The organism is Brevundimonas fluminis, from assembly GCF_003934285.1.
Lineage (GTDB): Bacteria > Pseudomonadota > Alphaproteobacteria > Caulobacterales > Caulobacteraceae > Brevundimonas > Brevundimonas fluminis.
Window position 1 is genome coordinate 458,064 of the sequence record NZ_RQWJ01000003.1, and the last position, 21,415, is coordinate 479,478.

25 protein-coding genes are annotated in these 21,415 nt (G+C 69.4%); 18 read left to right on the forward strand and 7 right to left on the reverse strand.

The window, feature by feature from the left end:
* The first annotated feature begins 1 nt into the window (after nt 1).
* The 4 genes from fliN to flhA are packed head-to-tail and all read left to right on the forward strand — an operon-like array spanning nt 2 to nt 4,758.
* Nucleotides 2-331: a flagellar motor switch protein FliN gene (fliN, locus tag EFJ44_RS07190; protein WP_125256514.1), complete on the forward strand. Its 330-nt coding sequence runs from the start codon at nt 2-4 to the stop codon at nt 329-331.
* A gap of 37 nt (nt 332-368) precedes the next feature.
* A complete protein-coding gene (flbD, locus tag EFJ44_RS07195) occupies nt 369-1,748 on the forward strand; it encodes a sigma-54-dependent transcriptional regulator FlbD (RefSeq protein ID WP_125256515.1) in 1,380 nt (459 codons plus the stop codon).
* Between the two features lie 14 nt (nt 1,749-1,762).
* The gene (bla, locus tag EFJ44_RS07200; protein ID WP_125256516.1) at nt 1,763-2,659 is read left to right on the forward strand and encodes a class A beta-lactamase; all 897 of its coding nucleotides are present in this window, start codon (nt 1,763-1,765) and stop codon (nt 2,657-2,659) included.
* A gap of 14 nt (nt 2,660-2,673) precedes the next feature.
* Nucleotides 2,674-4,758, forward strand: a complete 2,085-nt coding sequence (gene flhA, locus EFJ44_RS07205) for a flagellar biosynthesis protein FlhA (protein ID WP_420897384.1) — start codon at nt 2,674-2,676, stop codon at nt 4,756-4,758.
* A gap of 9 nt (nt 4,759-4,767) precedes the next feature.
* Here the strand turns inward: flhA and EFJ44_RS07210 are convergent, their stop codons facing one another.
* A complete protein-coding gene (locus tag EFJ44_RS07210) occupies nt 4,768-5,163 on the reverse strand; it encodes a hypothetical protein (RefSeq protein ID WP_125256518.1) in 396 nt (131 codons plus the stop codon).
* A 71-nt stretch (nt 5,164-5,234) separates the two neighbouring features.
* Nucleotides 5,235-5,942 (reverse strand): hypothetical protein, encoded by a 708-nt coding sequence (locus EFJ44_RS07215; protein WP_125256519.1) that lies wholly within the window; start codon nt 5,940-5,942, stop codon nt 5,235-5,237.
* A gap of 120 nt (nt 5,943-6,062) precedes the next feature.
* Here EFJ44_RS07215 and EFJ44_RS07220 point away from each other — a divergent pair, with 120 nt between their 5' ends.
* From EFJ44_RS07220 to EFJ44_RS07240, 5 genes are all read left to right on the forward strand, one after another.
* Nucleotides 6,063-7,595, forward strand: coding sequence for a sensor histidine kinase (locus EFJ44_RS07220; protein ID WP_125256520.1), 1,533 nt, complete (start codon nt 6,063-6,065; stop codon nt 7,593-7,595).
* Complete coding sequence (locus EFJ44_RS07225; protein WP_125256521.1) at nt 7,592-8,017, forward strand: response regulator; 426 nt, start codon at nt 7,592-7,594, stop codon at nt 8,015-8,017. Before EFJ44_RS07220 ends, EFJ44_RS07225 begins: the two co-directional genes overlap by 4 nt.
* Nucleotides 8,014-9,060, forward strand: a complete 1,047-nt coding sequence (locus EFJ44_RS07230; RefSeq protein ID WP_125256522.1) for a sensor histidine kinase — start codon at nt 8,014-8,016, stop codon at nt 9,058-9,060. The genes EFJ44_RS07225 and EFJ44_RS07230 overlap by 4 nt, the downstream gene beginning before the upstream one ends.
* The gene (locus EFJ44_RS07235) at nt 9,057-9,530 is read left to right on the forward strand and encodes an NUDIX domain-containing protein (RefSeq protein ID WP_125256523.1); all 474 of its coding nucleotides are present in this window, start codon (nt 9,057-9,059) and stop codon (nt 9,528-9,530) included. Before EFJ44_RS07230 ends, EFJ44_RS07235 begins: the two co-directional genes overlap by 4 nt.
* A 66-nt stretch (nt 9,531-9,596) precedes the next feature.
* Complete coding sequence (locus EFJ44_RS07240) at nt 9,597-9,776, forward strand: CsbD family protein (protein ID WP_125256524.1); 180 nt, start codon at nt 9,597-9,599, stop codon at nt 9,774-9,776.
* Nucleotides 9,777-9,988: 212 nt separating this feature from the next.
* Here the strand turns inward: EFJ44_RS07240 and EFJ44_RS07245 are convergent, their stop codons facing one another.
* The 3 genes from EFJ44_RS07245 to EFJ44_RS07255 are packed head-to-tail and all read right to left on the reverse strand — an operon-like array spanning nt 9,989 to nt 12,388.
* A complete protein-coding gene (locus EFJ44_RS07245; protein WP_125256525.1) occupies nt 9,989-11,167 on the reverse strand; it encodes a vWA domain-containing protein in 1,179 nt (392 codons plus the stop codon).
* A complete protein-coding gene (locus tag EFJ44_RS07250; protein ID WP_125256526.1) occupies nt 11,167-11,862 on the reverse strand; it encodes a hypothetical protein in 696 nt (231 codons plus the stop codon). The genes EFJ44_RS07245 and EFJ44_RS07250 overlap by 1 nt, the downstream gene beginning before the upstream one ends.
* Complete coding sequence (locus tag EFJ44_RS07255; RefSeq protein WP_125256527.1) at nt 11,846-12,388, reverse strand: GNAT family N-acetyltransferase; 543 nt, start codon at nt 12,386-12,388, stop codon at nt 11,846-11,848. The genes EFJ44_RS07250 and EFJ44_RS07255 overlap by 17 nt, the downstream gene beginning before the upstream one ends.
* A gap of 65 nt (nt 12,389-12,453) precedes the next feature.
* On the opposite strand from EFJ44_RS07255, the gene EFJ44_RS07260 reads away from it, so the two are divergent.
* The 8 genes from EFJ44_RS07260 to EFJ44_RS07295 all read left to right on the forward strand — a co-directional run bounded on the left by EFJ44_RS07260 (nt 12,454) and on the right by EFJ44_RS07295 (nt 19,204).
* Nucleotides 12,454-13,374: a histone deacetylase family protein gene (locus EFJ44_RS07260; RefSeq protein ID WP_125256528.1), complete on the forward strand. Its 921-nt coding sequence runs from the start codon at nt 12,454-12,456 to the stop codon at nt 13,372-13,374.
* Nucleotides 13,375-13,423: 49 nt separating this feature from the next.
* Nucleotides 13,424-14,074 (forward strand): histidine phosphatase family protein, encoded by a 651-nt coding sequence (locus EFJ44_RS07265; protein WP_125256529.1) that lies wholly within the window; start codon nt 13,424-13,426, stop codon nt 14,072-14,074.
* Nucleotides 14,075-14,114: 40 nt separating this feature from the next.
* Nucleotides 14,115-14,366, forward strand: a complete 252-nt coding sequence (locus EFJ44_RS07270; RefSeq protein ID WP_125256530.1) for an exodeoxyribonuclease VII small subunit — start codon at nt 14,115-14,117, stop codon at nt 14,364-14,366.
* Entirely contained in the window at nt 14,363-14,713 is a 351-nt protein-coding gene (locus tag EFJ44_RS07275) for a tRNA-binding protein (RefSeq protein ID WP_125256531.1), read from the forward strand. Before EFJ44_RS07270 ends, EFJ44_RS07275 begins: the two co-directional genes overlap by 4 nt.
* 32 nt (nt 14,714-14,745) lie before the next feature.
* Nucleotides 14,746-15,621 (forward strand): polyprenyl synthetase family protein, encoded by an 876-nt coding sequence (locus tag EFJ44_RS07280; RefSeq protein WP_125256532.1) that lies wholly within the window; start codon nt 14,746-14,748, stop codon nt 15,619-15,621.
* 117 nt (nt 15,622-15,738) lie between these two features.
* Nucleotides 15,739-17,646, forward strand: coding sequence for a 1-deoxy-D-xylulose-5-phosphate synthase (gene dxs, locus EFJ44_RS07285; protein ID WP_125256533.1), 1,908 nt, complete (start codon nt 15,739-15,741; stop codon nt 17,644-17,646).
* 97 nt (nt 17,647-17,743) lie between these two features.
* On the forward strand, nt 17,744-18,970 hold the full coding sequence (locus EFJ44_RS07290) for a cation:proton antiporter domain-containing protein (RefSeq protein ID WP_125256534.1): 1,227 nt from the start codon (nt 17,744-17,746) through the stop codon (nt 18,968-18,970).
* Between the two features lie 51 nt (nt 18,971-19,021).
* Entirely contained in the window at nt 19,022-19,204 is a 183-nt protein-coding gene (locus EFJ44_RS07295) for a hypothetical protein (protein WP_125256535.1), read from the forward strand.
* A gap of 10 nt (nt 19,205-19,214) precedes the next feature.
* Here EFJ44_RS07295 and EFJ44_RS07300 read toward each other — a convergent pair whose 3' ends face one another.
* On the reverse strand, nt 19,215-20,033 hold the full coding sequence (locus EFJ44_RS07300) for a PhoH family protein (protein WP_125256536.1): 819 nt from the start codon (nt 20,031-20,033) through the stop codon (nt 19,215-19,217).
* A gap of 287 nt (nt 20,034-20,320) precedes the next feature.
* Here EFJ44_RS07300 and EFJ44_RS07305 point away from each other — a divergent pair, with 287 nt between their 5' ends.
* On the forward strand, nt 20,321-20,848 hold the full coding sequence (locus EFJ44_RS07305) for a gamma carbonic anhydrase family protein (protein ID WP_125256537.1): 528 nt from the start codon (nt 20,321-20,323) through the stop codon (nt 20,846-20,848).
* A 3-nt stretch (nt 20,849-20,851) separates the two neighbouring features.
* Here the strand turns inward: EFJ44_RS07305 and EFJ44_RS07310 are convergent, their stop codons facing one another.
* The gene (locus EFJ44_RS07310) at nt 20,852-21,388 is read right to left on the reverse strand and encodes a PAS domain-containing protein (protein ID WP_125256538.1); all 537 of its coding nucleotides are present in this window, start codon (nt 21,386-21,388) and stop codon (nt 20,852-20,854) included.
* Between the last annotated feature and the right edge of the window lie 27 nt (nt 21,389-21,415).

The following is a 21,415-nucleotide window of genomic DNA, read 5'->3' on the forward strand; positions in this document are numbered from 1 at the left end:
CATGGCCGCCGACCTGCCCCTTGAAGAGTTTCCGGAAGGCACGGCCCTGACCGCCGGCGAGGATGCCCGCGACAAGTCGGCGGCCGATCTGGCGCCCGTGTTCGACGTGCCGGTGAACATCGCCGCCGTGCTGGGCAAGTCCCACATGTCGGTGGCCCAGCTCCTCAAGCTGAACGCCGGCTCGGTGCTGGAACTGGACCGCAAGGTCGGCGAGGCCATCGACATCTTCGTCAACAACCGGCTGGTCGCGCGCGGGGAGGTCGTCGTCGTCGAGGACCGGCTGGGCGTGACCATGACCGAAATCATCAAGACCGAGGACGCGGGCGCCTGATCGGCGACCGCACGTGAAAGTTTAGGGAGGACGACCCATGCGGCTTCTGGTGGTCGGCAGACTGAGCGGACAGCTCGCCACGGCGGTGAAGATGGCCATGGCCCACGGGGCCAAGGTCCAGCACGTCGAGCGCGGGGACCAGGCGACGGAGCAGCTGCGCCGGGGCCAGGGCGCGGACCTGCTGATGGTCGACTGGCGCATCGACATCGCCGCCCTGATCGCCGCCAACGAGGCCGAGCGCATCCATGTTCCGGTGGTGGCCTGCGGCGTCGACGCCGGCCCGACCGAGGCGGCGGCGGCCATCCGCGCCGGGGCCAAGGAGTTCATCCCCCTGCCGCCCGAGGCGGACCTGATCGCTGCGGTGCTGTCGGCGGTGGCCGACGACGAGCGGCCCATGATCTCCGCCGATCCGGCGATGAAGGCCGTGATCCAGCTGGCCGACCAGGTGGCGCGCTCGGAAGCTTCGATCCTGATCACCGGCGAAAGCGGCGTCGGCAAGGAGGTGATGGCGCGCTATCTGCACCAGAAGTCCAAGCGCGCCGAGCGGCCCTTCATCAGCGTCAACTGCGCGGCCATCCCCGACAATCTGCTGGAATCCGAGCTGTTCGGGCACGAGAAGGGCGCCTTCACCGGCGCGGTCGCGCGGCGCATCGGCAAGTTCGAGGAGGCTGACGGCGGCACCCTTCTGCTGGACGAAATCTCGGAGATGGACGTGCGCCTGCAGGCCAAGCTGCTGCGCGCGATCCAGGAGCGGGTCATCGACCGCGTCGGCGGCGGCAAGCCGGTGCCGGTCAACATCCGCATCATCGCCACCTCGAACAGGGACCTGACCCGGTCGGTGGCCGAGGGCACGTTCCGCGAGGACCTGCTGTACCGGCTGAACGTGGTGAACCTGAAGCTGCCGGCGCTGCGCGAGCGGCCCGCCGACGTGATCGCCCTCGCCGACCACTTCGTGAAGAAGTACGCCGCCGCCAACGGCGTGCCGGTGCGGCCGATCGGCGAGGCCGCGCGCCGCGCCATCGCCGGTCACCGCTGGACCGGCAACGTGCGCGAACTGGAGAACGCCATGCACCGCGCGGTGCTGCTGGCGGCCGGCCCGGAGATCGACGTCGAGGCCATCCGCCTGCCGGACGGCCAGCCGCTGACGGGCTCCACGTACGACGCCGGTCCCGCCGGGCGCGCGGCGCAGACGGCGGACGCGGTGAGCCGGGCCCACGTCGGCCAGACGGTGGCGCAGATGGAGAAGGCGCTGATCCTCGACACCCTGACCCACTGCCTCGGCAACCGGACGCACGCGGCCAACATCCTCGGCATCTCGATCCGGACGCTCCGCAACAAGCTGAACGAATATGCCGACGAGGGAACGGCCATCCCGGCGCCGCAGTCGGGCGTGGCCATGTCCGGCTACGCGGCCTGAAGGAGCGCTTCGCCATGGACCGCAGAAGCGTCCTGACCGGCCTGTCGGCCCTGGGGCTCACCGCATGTTCGCGCGCCACGGAGGGTCGAGCGACCGCCGCTTCGACGACGCGTTCGCCGGAAGTCTTCGACCTCTCCGCGCTCGAAGCGCGCGACGGCGGACGACTCGGCTTCGTCGCGCAGGACCTGGACAGCGGCCGGTTGCTGGCGTGGCGGGGCGACGAGCGGTTCGTCTATTGCTCGACCTTCAAGATGTTCCTGGCCGCCGCGACCTTCCTGCGCGTCCAGGCGGGCGAGGAGCGTCTCGACCGGATGATCCCGGTCACGCGGGCGGACATGGTCAACCACGCGCCGGTGACCGAGCCCGCCATCGGGGACGCGCTGAGCGTCGAGGCCCTGATGAAGGGCACGGTCGAGGTCAGCGACAACCCGGCGGCCAACCTGCTGCTCAAGGCCAACGGCGGCATCGACGCGATGCGCGCCTTCTACCGCGGCATCGGGGACGCGGACACGACGGTCGACCGCTACGAACCCGAGATGAACCGGCTGGACGGCGACAAGGACACGATCAAGCCGCTGAGCTCGGCCGCGAACCTGAAGCGTCTGCTGATCGACGGCGACACGCCGCTCAGCGCGCCGCACAAGGAGAAGCTGCTGCGCTGGATGATCGACACGCCGACCGGGCAGGCGCGGATCAAGGCCGGAGTGCCCGCCGGCTGGACCGTGGCGCACAAGACCGGCACCGGCGGCTATGGTCCGACCAACGACATCGGCGTGCTGTATCCGCCGACGGGCGCTCCCGTGATCGTCGCCGCCTATAACCACGGCGCGGGTGAGGCGGCTCCCGAGCGGAACGAGGCGGTGATCGCCGAGGCGACGCGTCTGGCGCTGGCCGAGCTGGGTCGCGCATGAGCGACGCCACCCTGATGCGCGACGGCATGGCGCGGCCCACCGGCCGGGACATGCGCGGCTGGCTGATGCGCGGCGAAGTCTTCATGGCGATGGGCGTCATCGGCATCGTCATGCTGCTGATCCTGCCGATCCCCAGCTTCCTGCTGGATCTGCTGCTGGCCATCTCGCTGGTTTCCAGCGTGCTGATCCTGATGACGGCGCTTCTGATGAAGAAGCCGCTGGACTTCGCCATCTTCCCGACAGTGCTGCTGGTCTCGACGCTGTTCCGACTGGGGCTGAACCTGGCCTCGACCCGCCTGATCCTGAGCCACGGCCACGAGGGCACGGCCAGCGCAGGTCAGGTCATCCAGGCCTTCGGCAGCCTGATGATGGGCGGCAGCTTCATCATCGGCATCATCATCTTCGTGATCCTGCTCGTGGTGAACTTCGTCGTCATCACCAAGGGCTCGACCCGCATCGCCGAGGTGTCGGCGCGCTTCACCCTGGACTCCATGCCCGGCAAGCAGATGGCGATCGACGCCGACCTGTCGTCCGGCCTGATCGACGAGGAGCAGGCCAAGCTGCGCCGCAAGGAGCTGGAGCAGGAGTCGACCTTCTTCGGGGCCATGGACGGCGCGTCCAAATTCGTGCGCGGCGACGCCGTGGCCGGCCTGATCATCACCGCCATCAACGCCATCGGCGGCGTTCTGATCGGCGTGCTTTCGCACAGCATGGCCGCGGGCGACGCGGCCAACAGCTATGTCCTGCTGACGGTCGGCGACGGTCTGGTGACCCAGGTTCCGGCCCTGATCGTGTCGATCGCCGCGGGTTTCCTGGTGTCCAAGGCGGGCGTCGAGGGCTCCGCCGACAAGGCGCTGGTGCAGCAACTGGCCACCAACCCGGTGTCCCTGGGCGTGGTGTCCGGCGCCGCGGGCCTGATCGGCCTGATCCCGGGCATGCCGCTGATCCCGTTCGCGGCCCTGTCGATCGGCGCGGGCTTCATGGCGTGGAAGCTGGGGCGCGAGAAGCTGAGGCCGAAGCCGACGGAGGCCGACGCCGTCGTGACCTCGCCCAAGGCCGACGTGGAGGAGCCGATCTCCACGGCCCTGAACATCGACGAGGTGAAGATCGAGCTTGGCTACTCGCTGCTGTCGCTGATCAACGAGCTGGAAGGACGTCGCCTGACCGATCAGGTGCGCGCCCTGCGCCGTTCGCTGGCCCAGGAGTACGGGTTCGTCATGCCGGCGGTGCGCATTCTGGACAACATGCGGCTGGGCACGCAGGGCTATGCCATCCGCATCAAGGAGATGGAGGCCGGTACCGGCGAGGTGCGGCTGGGCCAGCTGCTGGCCATGGACCCCGCGGGCCGCCAGGTCGAACTGCCGGGCGAGCACACGCGGGAGCCGGCGTTCGGCCTGCCCGCGACCTGGATCGACGAGGCGCTGAGGGAAGAGGCCACCTTCCGCGGCTACACCATCGTGGACCCGTCGACGGTGCTGACCACGCACCTGACGGAGATCCTGAAGGAGAACATGGCCGATCTGCTGTCCTATGCCGAGGTCCAGAAGCTGCTGAACGGGCTGGAGGGCGAGGAGAAGAAGCTGGTCGACGAGCTGATCCCGTCGGTGGTCACGGTGACGACGCTGCAGCGCGTGCTGCAGGCGCTGCTGCGGGAGAAGGTGTCGATCCGCGATCTGGCCTCCATCCTGGAGGGCCTGGCCGAGGCGGCGCCGCACACGACGTCGGTGACCGGTCTGGTCGAACATGTGCGGACGCGGCTGGCGCGCCAGCTGTGCTGGCAGCATCGCGGCGACGACGGCGCCCTGCCGATCGTGACGCTGTCGCCGGAATGGGAGCAGGCGTTCTCGGAGAGCCTGGTGGGGCAGGGCGAGGACCGCCAGCTGGCCATGGCGCCGTCACGCCTGCAGGACTTCATCCGCGCGGTGCGCGACACCTTCGAGCGCGCCGCCATGGCGGGCGAGACGGCGGTGCTGCTGACCGGACCGCAGATCCGACCCTATGTCCGCTCCATCATCGAACGCTTCCGCGGCCAGACCACGGTCATGAGCCAGAACGAGGTCCATCCGCGGGCGCGGCTGCGGACCATCGGAAGCGTCTGAAGGTTCGTCTCAGCGGGCGTCGACGTAGGCCGCGACGCGCGCGATGGCGGCGTTGCACTGCTCGGTCAAAGGGCTGGAGTCGAAATAGACGTCTTCGGCGTCCGGCCGGTTGTGCCAGTTGTCCCAGCGATGCCAGCCCGGCTGATAGTGACTGTAGCCCACATTGAGGTCGACGGCAGGACCGGTCGCGGCGAAGGCGTCGTCGATCTGGTCCAGCAGCTCGTTGAGCTCGTAACCCGCCTCGTGGACGTCGGCTTCGAACTGCGTACCCCCGAAAACCATGACGCCGGTGCGGTAGAAGCCGAACCACTCGCCCTGACAGCGTTTGAACTCGTTGTACTGAGCCTGGGTCACCGTCTCCTGGGGTGCGGCGGCGAGGGACGCGGCGAAAACGATGGCGAGCATGCGAAAACCCCCGTTGAGACCGCGCCACCCTGACGCCCCGCGAGGCGGGCGCCACTGACCAAAGCTGACGTTCAGCGAACCTCGGTCCAGCCGCCGGAGGAGGCGGTGCGCGCCGCGGCGTTGGTCGGGCGCGCGATCAGTCCGGACTGGGTGATCCAGACCTCATATTCGGCGCCGTCGGCCATCGGCATGAAGGCGCCGCCGCCGTACAGGGTGTCGACGGCGTCGACCCAGCGACGGTATTTGCGCGCCGTGTCCCAGGCGCTGAGCGACCAGGGCAGGTCAACCTCCGGTGCGCCGCCCTCGACGGCATGGACGCTGCGCACGGCGGTGCGTTCCTGTTCGATGGTCTGGTAGCGACCGGACAGCCGGTCGAGCCGGTACTGGGTGTCGAGGCCCAGCACGTTGGCCCACGGCTTCCAGCGCAGGACCTGCGCCTCCAGCCGCCACTCGTCGCCGTGCAGAGGATAAGATCGCTCCACGGGCTGCGCGTTCTCGCCCGCGGCCGGCTGGGTGATCGTGGCCTCGAAATACTGGGGACCCAGCTGCTCGGTGCGGATGGTCGCGACCGGTCGCTCATAGGTCAGGCGGGAGTAGGTCTGGACGTTGAGGCCCAGCAGGGCGGCGATCGCCGCCGCGGCCAGAAGCCCGCCGCCGCCGACGGCGCCCAGGCCGCCCGAGATGAAGCGCCCGCGGAACAGCGACCCAAGGCCGCTGAACAGGAACACCACGCCCAGAACCGCCGTGATCGCCGGAACGATCCACCACCACCAAACCATGCCGCCGCTCCCCCGGATTGCCAGCCTTCACCGTTCTATAGGCTTAATCCCGGCGTTCGGCGAAGGTTCACCTTGAAGGCGACTGGACTTCCCGCCGTGCGCCGACGATGTTCCGCCGCCATGCCCGCCACGCTCCGCGCCCGTTTCGACGCCTTTCGTCGCTTCCTGAACACGCCCGGCTTCGGCCGCCGGGTGGTCCTGCTTCTGGTGATCGCGCTGGCGCTGAAACTGGCGGTGAACGTGACCGCGTTCGTCATCATCGATCGGACGGCGCAACAGGACGCCCTGTCCCGCTCCTTTCAGGAAATCCGCAGGGCCTCGCGATCCGTTCTGATCGGCGTGTTGAGCGCCGAAACGGCTCAGCGGGCCTATCTGCTGACCGGCGAGGCGGCCCGCGAAGCGGAGGCCATGGAGGGCCTGCGCGAGGTGGACCGCGCCCTGATGGTGCTGGGGACCGCGGCCAGTCGGGACGCGGACCTCGCCCCGCTGGTTGAGGAGGTCAGGGCGACGGCGCGCGACAAGGCCCAGGAACTGGGCGTGACGCTCGATCTGGCGCGATCCGGTCGGGTGACCGACGCCGTCCGGGTGATGGCGACGGGGCAGGGGCAGGCTTTGACGGACCGTCTTCGGTCGGGCGTCGGGGCCATCGACGATCTGGTCGGCCGCCGTCTGGCCGCCGCCAACTCGGCCTCGACCAACGGGCTGCGCACCGTCGGCGTCGTCAACGGCATTTCCAGCGTGCTGATCATCAGCCTGGCGATCGCCATCTTCTGGTTGCTGCGAACCTACATCGCCGACATGCGCCACAAGCAGCTGGAGCTGGATCGGCTGAACGCCGGCCTTGAGGACCAGGTGCGTGACCGGACGCTGGCGTTGACCCGGGCCAATGAGGAAATCCAGCGCTTCGCCTACATCGTCAGCCACGACCTGAGGGCGCCGCTGGTCAACGTGATGGGCTACACCTCCGAGTTGCAGTCGGCCGGCAAGGCGCTCGAGGCGCAATTGGCGGCGGTGGAGGCGAAGTCGCCGAAGCTGGTCCAGCCGGACGCGGTGGCGGCGATCCGCGAGGACGTGCCTGAGGCCATCGGCTTCATCCGCGCCTCGACCGAGAAGATGGACCGGTTGATCAACGCCATCCTCCGCCTGTCGCGCGACGGCCGGCGGGCCCTGCATCCCGAGAAGATCGATCTGAAGACGCTGGCGTCCGGCGCGGCGGCGGCCGTTCACCACCAGACGGACGCACAGGGGGCCGAGATCGAGATCGGCGACCTGCCGACCATCGAGAGCGACCGCCTGACCGTCGAGCAACTGCTGGGCAATCTGGTCGACAACGCCGTCAAATATCTCGATCCCGGCCGTCCGGGGCGCATCCGGATCGAGGGCGCGCACCGGCCCGACGGCATGGTCGAAATCCGCGTGACCGACAACGGACGGGGCATCGCCGATCGCGATCTGGAGCGGATTTTCGAGCTTTTCCGCCGCGCCGGAAAGCAGGACCGTCCCGGCGAGGGGCTGGGGCTGGCCTTCGTGCGGAACGGCGCGCGGCGGCTGGGCGGCGACGTCGAGGTGACCAGCGTCGCCGGAGAGGGCTCGACCTTTTCGCTGATATTGCCCAGAAGGCTGACAGTGACCGCGTCCGGAGAACCCGCATGACCACCCCCGTCAAGATCGTGATGGTCGAGGACGATCACGGCCATGCCCGGCTCATCGAGAAGAACATCCGGCGCGCCAACATCTCGAACGAGATCGCCCATTTCGCGGACGGCGGATCGGCGCTGGACTATCTGTTCTCGGACGAGGTGAAGGCGAACGGGCCGCTGCTCATCCTGCTGGACCTGAACCTGCCGGACATGTCCGGAACGGACATCCTGCAGAAGGTGAAGGGCGACGAGCGTCTGCGCCGCGCGCCGGTCGTGATCCTGACGACCACGGACGACAAGGTCGAGATCCAGCGCTGCTACGACCTGGGCTGCAACGTCTACATCACCAAGCCCGTGGATTACGAAAGCTTCGCCGACGCCATCCGGCAGCTCGGCCTGTTCCTGTCGGTGATGCAGGCCCCGGACATCGAGTGATCGACCTGAAGCGCCCCGTCAGGCTGCTCTACGTCGACGACGACCGCGCCCTGTCGCGGCTCGTGCAGAAGGAGCTGGGCCGTCACGGCTACGACGTCGTCTGCGCGGGCGACGGCGACGAGGGCCTGCGTCTGATGGCCGAAGGCGGCTGGGACGTGTGTGCCCTGGATCACTACATGCCGGGCAGGGACGGCATCGACGTGCTGCCCGAGATGATCGCCCTGCCCGACGCGCCGCCGGTGGTCTACGTCACGGGGGCGCAGGAGGGGTCCCTCGCGGTGGCGGCCCTGCGCGCGGGAGCGGCCGACTACGTCATCAAGGACGTGTCCGAGGACTTCACCTCGCTGTTGCGCAGCGCCGTCGACGACGCCTTGAACCGGCGGCGGCTGCAACGCGAGAACGAACAGGCCCAGGCCGAGGTGGCCGCCGCGCGCGACCGGGCCGAAGCCATGCTGCGTGAGGTCAATCACCGCGTGGGCAACTCCCTGCAGCTCGTGTCGAGCTTCATCTCGCTGCAGGCGCGGCAGCTGAAGGACGCCGGGGCCAAGGGGGCCCTGCGGGAAGCGCAGGTGCGGATCGAGGCCGTGGCCCACGTGCACCGCCGCCTCTACACCTCCGGCGACATGGCGACGGTGGCGCTGGACGAGTATCTGCGGGGCCTCATCGACGAGTTGGGCCAGTCGCTGGGACCGGACGGATCTTCGCCCGACCTCAGGCTCGAGGCGGAGCCCCTGACGGTGTCGACCGACCAGGCGGTGTCGCTGGGCGTGATCGTGTCGGAACTGGTCACCAATGCGGTGAAGTACGCCTATGCCCCCGGTCAGGGCGGCGAGATCCGCGTGCGGCTGGAGAAGGCCGACGGCCACCGCGCGGTCCTGACCGTCGAGGACGACGGCCCGGGCATCGATCCGGCGGACGACAAGCCCAAGGGCACCGGACTGGGCCGCAAGATCATCGCCGCCATGGCCGGGGGGCTGAAGAGCGCGCTGGAGTTCGACGCCGAGCACAAGGGCGTGCGCGCGCGGCTGGCCTTCGACCTGTGACCCCCCGGCTGCAGTTCGGCGACGCCGAGCCGGGTCTGGACTACCGGGAGCGGCCGACGGCCTTCGGCGTCGTCGAACGCGACGGGCTGATCGCCTGCGTGCGGGTGGACCGGGGCGCGGCCAGCTATTTCGACCTGCCGGGCGGCGCGGTGGACGGCGACGAGACCGAGGCCGAGGCGCTTGCGCGCGAATTCGTGGAGGAGACGGGGCTGACGGTCGCGCCCGACCAGCGCTTCGCCGAGGCCGGTCAGCTGTTCCGCAAGTCCGACGGCGCGCCGGTGCACAACGTCGGCGGTTTCTGGACGGCGTCGGTGGTCGCGGAAGATCCGTCGGCCAAGGTCGAGGAGGATCATGAGCTGGTCTGGCTGACGCCGGAGGCGGCGGTCGCCGGACTGCGCCACGACGCCCACGCCTGGGCGGTGGCCAAGTGGCTGAGAAACCGGAACAAGCACGGCCATATGGAACGATGAGAGCGGGCGACGCGCTCTTGTGACCGAAGCGGCGCCTTGGTGGCGCCGTCAGACAGGGAGCTCCCCATGCCCGATCATGACCGCGTCGAAGGCGCCGCCAAGCAGGCCGGCGGAAACGTCAAGGAAGCCGTCGGCAAGATGACCGGCGACGAGAAGCTGAAGGCCGAGGGCCGCGCCGATCAGGTGGAAGGCAAGGTCCAGAACACCGTCGGCGGCGTAAAGGACGCCATGCGCGACAAGCACTAGTCGCCTTCACCACCCGAGGATGTCGTCGAGCAGGGTGGGATCGCCCGTGCCGACGGAGGAGCGGCCGGACGTCGACGACGTCCGGCCGTCGTCGTCTCTGGACTCCCTGCCTCCGCAGGTCACACGCGGACCGCGGGCGTCGGCGCGAGGGTCTTCCGACGGCGTGCGGCATCATGAGCGTGTCCCTCCGGGACTGACGTGATCTGACGTCTTCAGCGCGACAGGGCGCGCATGGCGTCGTCGAGGCCCTCCAGCGTCAGCGGGTACATGCGGTCGTCGACCAGTTCACGGATCATGCCGACCGAGGCGGAGTATCCCCAGTACCGCTCGGGCGAAGGGTTCAGCCAGGCGATGCGGTCCCACTGCTGCGTCGCCCGTTTCAGCCACACGGCGCCCGCCTCCTCGTTCCAGTGCTCGACCGAGCCGCCCGGCATGGTGACCTCATACGGGCTCATGGTGGCGTCGCCGACGAAGATGGCGCGCCAGTCGGCGGGATATTTGTTCAGCACCTCCCACGTCGGCGTCTTCTCGCTGTGCCGCCGGCGGTTGTCCTTCCAGACTCCTTCGTAAAGGCAGTTGTGGAAGTAGAAGAACTCCAGATGCCGGAACTCGGTGCGGGCGGCGGAGAACAGTTCCTCACAGAGCTTGATGTGACCGTCCATCGACCCGCCGACGTCGAGGAACAGCAGCACCTTGATCGTGTTGCGCCGCTCGGACCGCATGTGGATGTCCAGCCACCCCTGGCGCGCCGTGCCGTCGATGGTGGCGTCCATGTCCAGCTCGTCCGGCGTGCCTTGGCGCGCGAAGCGGCGGAGGCGACGCAGGGCGACCTTGATGTTGCGGGTGCCCAGTTCGACCTGGTCGTCCAGATTGCGGTACTCGCGCTTCTCCCAGACCTTGACCGCCCGGCCGTGGCGACCCGGGCCGCCGATGCGGACGCCCTCGGGATTGTAGCCGCCATGGCCGAAGGGGCTGGTTCCGCCGGTGCCGATCCACTTGTTCCCGCCTTCGTGCCGGCCCTGTTGCTCCTCCATCCGCCGGCGCAGCGTGTCCATCAGGGCGTCGAATCCGCCCAGCGCCTCGATCTGGGCCTTCTCCTCGTCGGTCAGGTATTTCTCGGTCAGGAGCTTCAGCCAGTCCTCGGGGATTTCCGCCGGGGCCAGTTCGTCCGGAGCGACGGTCTCCACGCCGGCGAACACCTTGCCGAAGACCTGGTCGAAGCGGTCGTAGTGCTTCTCGTCCTTCACCAGCACCGCCCGCGACAGGTGGTAGAAGTCGTCGACCCGCCCGGACGCCACGCCGCGATCCATGGCCTGCATGAGATGCAGCCACTCCTTCATCGACACCGGCACACGGGCGTCGCGCAGGGCGGTGAAGAAGGGGAGGAGCATCAGTCCCGGGGGCCGGCCTGCAGCACGTCCCATCCGCCGGGAAGGGCCGTAGCGAATTGCATTGTGCCAAACTCGATTGCTACGTCGTTTTCGTCAGGTCCCGTAGCACGCGCCTTGAAGCTCCAGTCGCCGATTTGGCGGACCATCAATATGCTTTGGGACGGGCTGCCATCCAGATCGACTTCGAACACCGCCATGGTCGGGGCCGTCTGGCCGGGCAAGGTCAGGATTTCGAAGGGGCGCTCGACGGCCCGGGCGTGAGGCCAATTCTGCTCGATCTGACTGTAGGCTGAGTCGAACGCCTGCTGTTCGGTCGCTTCAAAGGGATAGCGCGTCGCAAAGACGGTCACGAATGTCCGTCCGATCCACGTCGCGCAACTCACGTCTTCGCCTGCCGCGCTCGGCGAGCCGTAAAGCCGGATCACGTCTCGATCGTCTTGGCCCACGAACTCGCAGGTCATGCCGCTGGGCGTGTGCCGGACTACCGGGGTGTCCGAAACCGTAATGTTGACGAACCAGTCCCCCGCGCCGGCTCGGCCGATGACAGCATCGGCATGGGCGCGCGCCTCCCCGGGCGACATCTGGGCTGCGGCGGGCAGCGCCGCCGCCATGCTGACGATGGAGAGAAGGCCGACGATGGAGGCTGAATTGAAGCGCATGGCCGACAGCAACCACGGCTCAGCCGGCGCGTCCATCCCGGCGCAGAATGAACTCCTCGTCCAGCCAAGCGCCGACGGGATACTGATACTCTCCCGCCTTTTCGAAGCCGTGGGCTGCGTAAAGCTTCTGGGCCTTCAGGTTTCCGCTCCAGACGCCGATCCAGAGGGGGCCGTCGCCGTTCGCCTGCATCCAGTCGAGCGCGCGGATCAGGAGCGCGGTGCCCAGGCCCAGACCTTGCGCGGACTTGTCGACGTAGAGGCGGCGCAGTTCGGCGTGGCTGGGCTTCGCGTCCGGGTGCGGCAGACCATTGGGCCCCGCGTTGGCGAAGGCCAGCAGGTCGCCGTCGCGGTCGGCCACCCACCAGGCGGCGCCGGGCTCTGCGAGGGCGACAAGGGTCGCCTCGACGCCGAAGGTCTTGTCGAGGTGCGCCGCCAGATCGCTTTGCGGGTAGGGGATCCCGAACCCGGTCACGAAGGTGTCGATGAAGGTGCGGCGGCCGAGGCGCGACAGGGCCCCGGCGTCGTCGGGGCGGGCGGAGCGGATCAGGACGTCGGCGGCCATGACGTCGCCATAGCCCGATCACGTGGAGCGCGACAGGGGCCCGAGTCGCCGCCTATGGTGAACCGATGGCCGTGCCGATCTTCACCCACCCGGACATGATCCGCCATGCGACGGGCGAGGGGCACCCGGAGCGGCCGGCGCGCCTGACGGCCGTGCTGGACGCCCTGGCCGACGCGGGCCTCGACCGCGACCGCCGCGCGGCCGCGGAAGCGGGGGTCGAGGAACTGGTGCGGGTCCACCCCGCCGACTACGTCCGGACGATCCTAGACGCGTCTCCGGACCAGGGCATGCGCGCGCTGGACGCCGACACGGTGCTGTCCCCCGGGAGCGTCCGTGCGGCGCGACTGGCGGCGGGGGCCGTGATCGACGCCGTAAGGGCCGTGGCGGCGGGCGAGACGCTGCGCGCCTTCTGCGCCGTCCGCCCCCCCGGGCACCACGCCGAGCCGGACAGGGCGATGGGTTTCTGTCTTTTCTCCAACGTCGCCGTTGCCGCGCGGGCGGCGCAGGCGGCGGGGCTGGGGCGCGTGGCGGTGATCGACTTCGACGTCCACCATGGCAACGGCACCCAGGCGGCGGTCCAGGCCGACCCGACCCTGTTCCTCGGCTCCATCCATCAGATGCCGCTGTATCCGGGCACCGGCGCGGCCTCGGAGACCGGGGTCGGCAATGTCGTCAACGTGCCGGTGACGCCGCACGCCGCCCGGGAGACCTGGCGCGCCTCGTTTCAAGGCGGGCTCATGCCGGCGCTGGAGGCGTTCGCGCCGGACCTGATCCTGATCTCGTCGGGCTTCGACGCCCATCGGCGCGATCCGCTGGCCCATCAGAGCCTGGAGGCCGACGACTTCGCCTGGGCCACGCGCGCCCTGGCCGAGGTGGCGCGGCGCGTCTGCGGCGGCAGGATTGTGTCGTCGCTCGAGGGCGGTTACGACCTTGAGGGACTGGGCCGGTCCGCCGTCGCCCACGTCCAGGCCCTGGGGGAGGAATGAGGATGCGCGCCGCCCGGCATTCGACCGGCCCCGTCGCCGTCCGCGGATCATGACCGTGCAGGAGCCGATCGCCCGTCCCGTCGCCGCGCCGGGTCCCGCCGTCCCGAAGACGGCCGCGGCGACCGCGCGCCCGGGGTCGATCATCCTCACGCGCCACGGCGAGCCCGCCCTGTCTCGCAAATGCCTGATCACGGCGCGCCAGTACAAGGACTGGTGGGGCAAGTACGAGGTCGGCGGTCTGCTGGCCGGGCAGACGCCCCCGGCGGAACTGGTCGCCGCCGCCGAGGGCGCGGGCGCGATCTACGCCTCCACCCGCCAGCGCGCCCAGGAGACGGCCGCGGCGGTGTCGGCGGGGCGCGAGGTGATGTCGGACGCCCTGTTCATCGAAGCCCCTCTGCCGCCGCCGCGCCTGCCGGACTTCATCAAGCTGTCGCCGCGCTGGTGGGGCGTGGTCTCGCGCATCTGGTGGCGGCTGTCGGACCGCCATCACCAGGAAGAGACCCACCGGGAGGCCAAGGTTCGCGCAGACGTCGCCGCACGCAAGCTGATCGAGCGCGCCGAGGCCGGCCAGGACGTGCTGGTGCTGGCCCACGGCTATTTCAACCACATGGTCGGCAAGCGGCTGAAGGCCAACGGCTGGTCGCTGGTCCACAACCAGGGCTTCAAATACTGGAGCCAGCGTCGCTACGAACGGCGCTGACCGTTGCCGGGCGCGCGTGCCGGCTCTAGGTTCCGCCCCGATGACCGACCAAGCCCCCGCCGGCGCCGACCTGTCCTTCGAAGCCGCCCTGACGCGGCTGGAATCTCTGGTCCAGCGTCTGGAATCCGGACAGGCCCCGCTTGAGGAGGCCGTGGCCCTGTATGAGGAGGGCGCCCGCCTGAAGGCCCTGTGCGAAGACCGTCTGAAGGCCGCGCAGCTGCGGGTCGAGAAGGTGGTGCTGGGTGCCGACGGCCGGCCGACGGGAACGGCGCCCGCCGACTTCGGCCAGTGACGGCCCCGGCCGCGCAGATCGGCTTCGATGACTTCCTGAAGGTGGACGTGCGCATCGGCCGCGTGGTCGACGCGGAGCCGTTTCCCGAGGCGCGCAAGCCGGCGTTCAAGCTGAAGATCGACTTCGGGCCGGAGGTCGGCGTGAAGAAGTCCTCCGCCCAGATCACGCGCCACTACACGATCGAGCAGTTGCAGGGACGGCTGGTGGCCGCGGTGGTGAACTTTCCTCCGCGCCAGATCGGACCCTTCATGTCCGAGGTGCTGACCCTGGGCTTCCCGGACGCCGACGGCGAGGTGGTGCTGGTCGGCGTGGATCGGGACGCGGTCATCGGTGGGCGGCTGTTTTGACGGCTCTGGCGGCAAACTCGCCGGAGCAGGGCGTGATCGACCGCGTGGCCGAAGTCGCCGACCTCGTCACCGTGGCGCTGGACGAGCTGCTGCCCCGCGCGGACGGGCCCGAATCACGCCTGACCGAGGCGATGCGCTACGCCGCGTTGGGCCCCGGCAAGCGGCTGCGGCCCTTCTTCGCCCTCGAGGCGGCGCGGCTGTTCGATCTGGAGGAGCGGCCCGTGCTGCGCGCGGCGTGCGCGCTGGAATGCGTGCACGCCTATTCGCTGGTCCACGACGACCTGCCCTGCATGGACGACGACGACGTGCGGCGTGGACGGCCTACCGTGCACCGCGCCTATGACGAAGCGACGGCCGTGCTGGCGGGCGACGCCCTGCAGACGGCGGCCTTCGACATCCTGCTGGACGAGGACACCCACGACGATCCGGCGGTGCGCTGCGAGCTGGCGGCGCGGCTGTCGCTGGCCAGCGGCGCGCGGGGGATGGCGGGCGGCCAGATGATCGACCTGATGGGCGTGCGGGACGATCTCGGCGGGGTGGCGCGGATGCAGCGGCTGAAGACCGGCGCCCTGTTCGCCTATGCATTCGAGATTCCGCTGATTCTGGCCCGTGCCGGGGACGCGGCGCGGCATGCCCTGCTCAGTTTCGCGCACGACGTGGGGCTGGCCTACCAGATCGTCGACGACCTGCTGGACGCGGAGGGCGACGCGGCGACTCTGGGCAAGGCGGCCGGCGGCAAGGACGCGGCGCGCGGCAAGACCAACTTCGTCACCCTGCTGGGCGTCGAACAGGCGCGCGGCCGGGTGTCGCATCTGGCGGATCAGGCGCGGGCGCATCTGGACCCGTTCGGCGCGGAGGCCGAGATCCTGAAGGCCAGCGTGGATCATGTGCTGACGCGAAGGCGTTGAATCCGGACGTCGCCTCACGCTTTCCTCAGACAATCCTCACTGGCGCTCGCCGTCCGAGACGTTCAAGAGAGGGGAAACCGCTCCCGCCCGCTCCGGGCGCCGCCTGAAGTGCCCTGGATGCCCGACACGCCCCTGCTCGATAAGGTCAATACGCCCGCGGACATGCGCGGCTTCGACCTGCCCCAGCTGAAGCAGCTGGCGCAGGAAGTCCGGGCCGAAACCATCGACGCCGTGTCCGTGACCGGCGGACATCTGGGCGCGGGCCTGGGCGTGGTCGAGCTGACGGTGGCCCTGCACCACGTGTTCCAGACGCCGGACGACATCCTGATCTGGGACGTCGGGCACCAGTGCTACCCGCACAAGATCCTGACCGGGCGGCGCGACCGCATCCGGACCCTGCGCCAGGGGGGTGGCCTCTCGGGCTTCACGAAACGCAGCGAGAGCGAATACGACCCCTTCGGCGCGGCCCACGCCTCGACCTCCATCAGCGCGGCGCTGGGCTTCGCCGCGGCGCGCGACCAGCAGGGCAGGACCAACCGCGTGGTCGCCGTGATCGGCGACGGCTCCATGTCCGCGGGCATGGCCTATGAGGCGATGAACAACGCCGTCGAGGCCACCTCCGGCCAGCTGATGGTGGTGCTGAACGACAACGACATGTCGATCGCCCCGCCCGTCGGCGGCATGAGCGCCTATCTGGCCGGCCTCGTTTCCGGCGGCGCCTATCGCGGGATGCGGAAGTTCGGGAAGTCGATCGTCGAGCATCTGCCGCGGCCCTTCGTGAAAGCCGCGAAGAAGGCCGAGGAGTACGCCCGTGGCATGGTCACCGGCGGCACCTTCTTCGAGGAGCTCGGCTTCTATTACGTCGGGCCGATCGACGGGCACGATCTCGACAACCTCGTGCCGATCCTGAAGAACGCCGCCGCCATCACCGACAAGCCGGTGCTGGTCCACGTCGTCACCCAGAAGGGCAAGGGTTACGCCCCGGCCGAGAGCAGCGCCGACAAGCTGCACGCCGTGGTCAAGTTCGACGTTGTCTCTGGCAAGCAGTCCAAGCCCGTCTCGAACGCCCCCAGCTACACCAAGGTGTTCGGGACCGAGCTGATCAAGCGGGCGCAGATCGATCCGAAGATCGTGGCGGTCACGGCCGCGATGCCGTCCGGCACGGGGCTGGACCTGTTCGGCCAGGCCTTTCCGGATCGGACCTTCGACGTCGGCATCGCCGAGCAGCACGCCGTGACCTTCTGCGCCGGCATGGCGGCGGACGGCCTGAAGCCGGTCTGCGCCATCTATTCGACCTTCCTCCAACGAGGCTACGACCAGGTCGTCCACGACGTGGCCATCCAGTCGCTGCCGGTGCGCTTCGCCATGGACCGGGCGGGTCTGGTGGGCGCGGACGGCTCCACCCACGCGGGCAGCTTCGACGTCGGCTACATGGGCGCCCTGCCGGGGATGATCCTGATGGCCGCGGCCGACGAGGCGGAGCTGGCGGCCATGATCGCCACCTCGCTGGAGATCGACGACCGGCCCAGCGCCTTCCGCTATCCGCGCGGCGACGGCGTGGGCGTGGACATTCCCGAACTGGCGGCGCCGCTGGAGATCGGGCGCGGGCGCATCGTGCGCGAAGGCACGGCGGTGGCGATCCTGAGCCTCGGCACGCGCCTGCAGGAATCGCTGAAGGCGGCCGACCTGCTGGCCGCCCGAGGCATCTCGGCGACCGTGGCGGACGCGCGCTTCGCCAAACCGCTGGATCTGGAGCTGATCCTGCGCCTGGCCCGCGAGCATGAGGCCCTGATCACGGTCGAGGAGGGCGCCATGGGCGGCTTCGGCGCCTTCGTGCTGCAAGCGCTGGCCGAGAAGGGCGCGCTGGACGCCGGTCTGAAGATCCGCACCCTGCACCTGCCCGACGTCTTTCAGGATCAGGACAGCCCGGCGAGGCAGTACGACCAGGCCGGCCTGAACGCCGAGCACGTCGCCGCCGCCGCCATGTCGGCCCTCGGCGCGACCAAAGGCGCGGCCCGGGCCTGATTTTGCGGCCGGAGAAGCCTTGCCGTCCCGCCGTTCAGGGCCCAGTTAGAGCGCACCCTTCAACGGAGCCTTCTCCCCCGACGCCGCAGGAGCGCCGATGCCGCATGCCGAGACCCTGATCTCCACTCTGGTCGGGGGCTTCGTGCTGGCCTTCGTGTTCGGCATGCTGGCGAACCGCCTGAAGCTTTCGCCCTTGGTCGGATATCTGCTGGCCGGCGTGGCGGTCGGGCCGTTCACCCCCGGATTCGTGGCCGACACCTCGCTGGCGCCGCAGCTGGCGGAGATCGGCGTCATCCTGCTGATGTTCGGCGTCGGGCTGCATTTCTCGCCCAAGGACCTGATGCAGGTCCGCAAGGTCGCCGTTCCGGGGGCCTTGGTCCAGGTCGCGGCCGCGACCGGGATGGGCTGGCTGCTGGGCCGGTTCGTTCTCGGTCTGGGCGACGTCGAGGCGGCCCTGATGGGCTTTGCGCTGTCGGTGGCCTCGACCGTGGTCCTCATGCGGGCGCTCGAGGAGCGCAAGCAGAACAAGGGCGAGATCGGCCGCGTCGCCGTGGGCTGGCTGATCGTCGAGGACCTGGTGATCGTCATCGCCCTGGTGCTGCTGCCGATGCTGCTGGCGCCCGCCGGCGAGGCGACGAGCGCGGGCGCCATGGCGGCCGGCATAGGCTGGACCCTGCTGAAGGTCGTGCTGTTCGTCGCCTTCATGCTGATCGTCGGGGGGCGGGTGCTGCCTTGGCTTCTGGTCCGGATCGCCCACACCAAGTCGCGCGAGCTCTTCACGCTCGGCGTGCTGGCCATTGCGCTGGGCATCGCCTGGATCGCCTACCAGCTGTTCCACTCGTTCGCGCTGGGCGCTTTCCTGGCGGGTCTGGTGCTGAACGGCACGCCGCTGGGCCACAACGCCGCGGAGCGCAGCCTGCCGCTGCGCGACGCCTTCGCCGTGCTGTTCTTCGTTTCGGTCGGCATGCTGTTCGATCCGATGATCCTGATCGAGCAGCCGCTGGCCGTCCTGATCGCGCTGGCCATCGTCATCGTCGGCAAGACGCTGGCGGCGCTGGTCATCACCACCGCGTTCAGACTGGACCGGGCGACCAGCCTGACGGTCGGCGCCTCGCTGGCGCAGATCGGCGAGTTCAGCTTCATCCTGGCCGCGCTCGGGGTTTCACTGGGCGCCATGAGCCAGACCACGCACGATCTGATCCTGGCCGCCGCCCTGCTGTCGATCTCGCTCAACCCCTTCGTGTTCAAACTGATCGACCGGATGGGCGCGGCGCCGAAGGCCGCGCCCGGTCCCGCTCCCGCGAAAGTCACCGACCTGATCTGAGGGGAACCTGGCGAGTCGCCGCGGCTTCCCTACGGTGAAGGAGAGTCTTCCATGGCGAACGAACGCGAGCTGATCGAACCCACTCCCGGCGACAAGCGCTACGTCCGGCGCGACGGCGAGGGCCGGTTCAAGGAAGTGGAGGACGTGGGCCGCGCGTCCGCGCAGGATCAGAAGCGCGAGGCGAAGTCGGAGTCCCGGCCCGGACACGGCGATCGGGGCGACCGCCGGTCCTAGGCGGCCGGGGTCAGAGCACGCCGATCATGCTGGCCACCAACGGGTGGCGGACGATGTCGCGCTCGGCCAGCTGGACCACGCCGATGTCCGGCACCGCCGTCAGGCGTTCGGCGATGTCGGAGAGGCCCGAGACGCCCGGCAGCAGATCCGACTGATGCGGGTCGCCGGTCACCACCATCGTGGAATGCCAGCCCAGCCGGGTGAGAAGCATCTTCAGCTGCACGTAGGTGCAGTTCTGGGCCTCGTCGACGACGATGAAGGCGTTGTTCAGGGTGCGGCCGCGCATGTAGCCGATGGGTGCGATCTCGATCAGGCCCTCGGCCATCAGCGCCTTGACCCGCTTCATCGAAAGACGATCCGAGAGCGCGTCGTAGAGCGGGCGCAGATAGGGGGCCAGCTTGTCCTCCATGTCGCCGGGCAGGAAGCCGATGGATTCGCCGGCCTCCACCGCCGGGCGGCTCAGCACGATGCGGCCCACCTTGCCGGCCTCCAGCGCCTCGACGGCCTTGGCGACGGCCAGGTAGGTCTTGCCGGTGCCGGCCGGGCCCAGGGCCAGGACGAGGTTGTGATGATCGATCATGGTCATCAGCTCGGCCTGGCCGTCCGATTTCGGCTTCAGCGTCTTCAGATAGCCCTGGTCGCGTTCGTCGTTGGACGGATGGGGGGACCAGCCTCGCTGGCTCTGGCTCGCGTGTTGACCGGCATGGTGGGGCAGGCGCCGCACCTTGGCGTCCTCGATGAACTGGCTGGAGTCCAGCACACCGAACTCGCGCGACATCTCGCGGGTCTGACGCTTCAGGGCCGATCGCTTGGTCATCTGTGCCTCCAGGGCATGAAAAAAGGCGATGCCGCGAAAGCATCGCCTCGAACGAGAGCGGGGAGGGGGGAAGCGGAGACGACGTGTCCGCCCGGGTCGTCGGAGGCTTCATGCTCCAGCGGGAGGACCCGCCGACCGGAACGCAGCACGCGCGTTCTCCTGGGGCTGACCGGACCGGGCTTGATCCGGCTTCCGATCCGGGGCCGAAATGGCGGCCTCGAATCGCGCTTACAGGATGATGCTAGCGTGGTTTACGAACGCTTAAAGAGCGGATTTCTTTGAGTTTTGGAGGGGTTCGGATGAATGTTCACGCGCTCGGAGACAAATCTCCGCGCCTGCCGGCCGACGGCGAATACTGGATCGCTCCGAATGCGACCTTGGTAGGAGACGTGATTCTGAAGCCGGGCGCCAGCGTCTGGTTCGGCGCGGTGCTGCGCGGCGACAACGAGGCGGTCACCGTCGGCGAGGACACCAACGTCCAGGAGAATTCCGTCCTCCACACCGACATCGGCGAGCCGCTGACGCTGGGGCGCGGCGTCACGGTCGGGCACATGGCCATGCTGCACGGCTGCACGGTGGGCGACTACAGCCTGATCGGCATCGGCGCGGTCGTGCTGGGTCGGGCCAGAATCGGCGCCCACTGCCTGGTCGGGGCGGGCGCCCTGATCACCGAGGGCAAGGAATTCCCCGAAGGCTCCCTGATCGTCGGCAGCCCGGCGCGGGTGGTGCGCCAATTGGACCCCGGCCAGATCGCGGCGCTGAAGGGCTCGGCCGAGCACTACGTGCAGAACTGGAAGCGGTTCGCGCGGGACCTGCGTCCGGCCTGATCTTCAGGCTATGCGGCGACCGTCGATCGCGGCCAGCGACAGGGCGGGCCGGGACGGTTCGCCGACTCCGACGCAGACCTGGGCGGTCAGCCGATGCGCCGTACGCCCGGCGGGCGGCGGCCCTGGCGCGCGGGCGTAGAGGCCGAGCACAAGCTCCCGGCCACCCGATTCGCCGCGGAACGGCGCAAGGGTGACCTCGAAGGCGACCGTGCCCCCGGTCGCGGCCACGACCACGGGGCGCCCCTCGCGCACGGTCTGGCGCAGGGCCGAGGCCACCAGGGGGCGCGACGCGTGCCGCCAGAGCGACAGCAGGCCGACGCCGGCCAGCGGCGCGCCGTGAAAGCCCTCCAGCCAGTCGCCGGCGAGCCGCAGGCGCGCGTCGTCGCCCGTCCGTTCCGCCAGAAAGGCCCGTGACAGCCGCGGCCCCAGACGTTCGGGAATCAGGGCGGCGCGCTCCGGCAGGCCCGCGCGCGCGTCGGCGGCCTGGCTCAATCCGGTCCACAGCTCGATCAGGGCACGCGTGTCAGGATGGAACATCATCGCCGTCTCCCGCCGAGGCGGCGCAAG

What these genes read in the sequence shown, in the direction of transcription:
- EFJ44_RS07220 (WP_125256520.1), top strand. Translation starts at nt 6,063, where the DNA reads ATGCCCGCCACGCTCCGCGCCCGTTTCGACGCCTTTCGTCGCTTCCTG.
- EFJ44_RS07270 (WP_125256530.1), top strand. Translation starts at nt 14,115, where the DNA reads ATGACCGACCAAGCCCCCGCCGGCGCCGACCTGTCCTTCGAAGCCGCC.
- EFJ44_RS07260 (WP_125256528.1), top strand. Translation starts at nt 12,454, where the DNA reads ATGGCCGTGCCGATCTTCACCCACCCGGACATGATCCGCCATGCGACG.
- EFJ44_RS07310 (WP_125256538.1), bottom strand. Translation starts at nt 21,388, where the DNA reads ATGATGTTCCATCCTGACACGCGTGCCCTGATCGAGCTGTGGACCGGA.
- EFJ44_RS07265 (WP_125256529.1), top strand. Translation starts at nt 13,424, where the DNA reads ATGACCGTGCAGGAGCCGATCGCCCGTCCCGTCGCCGCGCCGGGTCCC.
- EFJ44_RS07305 (WP_125256537.1), top strand. Translation starts at nt 20,321, where the DNA reads ATGAATGTTCACGCGCTCGGAGACAAATCTCCGCGCCTGCCGGCCGAC.
- EFJ44_RS07240 (WP_125256524.1), top strand. Translation starts at nt 9,597, where the DNA reads ATGCCCGATCATGACCGCGTCGAAGGCGCCGCCAAGCAGGCCGGCGGA.
- EFJ44_RS07210 (WP_125256518.1), bottom strand. Translation starts at nt 5,163, where the DNA reads ATGCTCGCCATCGTTTTCGCCGCGTCCCTCGCCGCCGCACCCCAGGAG.
- flbD (WP_125256515.1), top strand. Translation starts at nt 369, where the DNA reads ATGCGGCTTCTGGTGGTCGGCAGACTGAGCGGACAGCTCGCCACGGCG.
- EFJ44_RS07225 (WP_125256521.1), top strand. Translation starts at nt 7,592, where the DNA reads ATGACCACCCCCGTCAAGATCGTGATGGTCGAGGACGATCACGGCCAT.
- EFJ44_RS07215 (WP_125256519.1), bottom strand. Translation starts at nt 5,942, where the DNA reads ATGGTTTGGTGGTGGTGGATCGTTCCGGCGATCACGGCGGTTCTGGGC.
- bla (WP_125256516.1), top strand. Translation starts at nt 1,763, where the DNA reads ATGGACCGCAGAAGCGTCCTGACCGGCCTGTCGGCCCTGGGGCTCACC.
- flhA (WP_420897384.1), top strand. Translation starts at nt 2,674, where the DNA reads ATGCGCGACGGCATGGCGCGGCCCACCGGCCGGGACATGCGCGGCTGG.
- dxs (WP_125256533.1), top strand. Translation starts at nt 15,739, where the DNA reads ATGCCCGACACGCCCCTGCTCGATAAGGTCAATACGCCCGCGGACATG.
- fliN (WP_125256514.1), top strand. Translation starts at nt 2, where the DNA reads ATGGCCGCCGACCTGCCCCTTGAAGAGTTTCCGGAAGGCACGGCCCTG.
- EFJ44_RS07290 (WP_125256534.1), top strand. Translation starts at nt 17,744, where the DNA reads ATGCCGCATGCCGAGACCCTGATCTCCACTCTGGTCGGGGGCTTCGTG.
- EFJ44_RS07255 (WP_125256527.1), bottom strand. Translation starts at nt 12,388, where the DNA reads ATGGCCGCCGACGTCCTGATCCGCTCCGCCCGCCCCGACGACGCCGGG.
- EFJ44_RS07245 (WP_125256525.1), bottom strand. Translation starts at nt 11,167, where the DNA reads ATGCTCCTCCCCTTCTTCACCGCCCTGCGCGACGCCCGTGTGCCGGTG.
- EFJ44_RS07250 (WP_125256526.1), bottom strand. Translation starts at nt 11,862, where the DNA reads ATGGACGCGCCGGCTGAGCCGTGGTTGCTGTCGGCCATGCGCTTCAAT.
- EFJ44_RS07295 (WP_125256535.1), top strand. Translation starts at nt 19,022, where the DNA reads ATGGCGAACGAACGCGAGCTGATCGAACCCACTCCCGGCGACAAGCGC.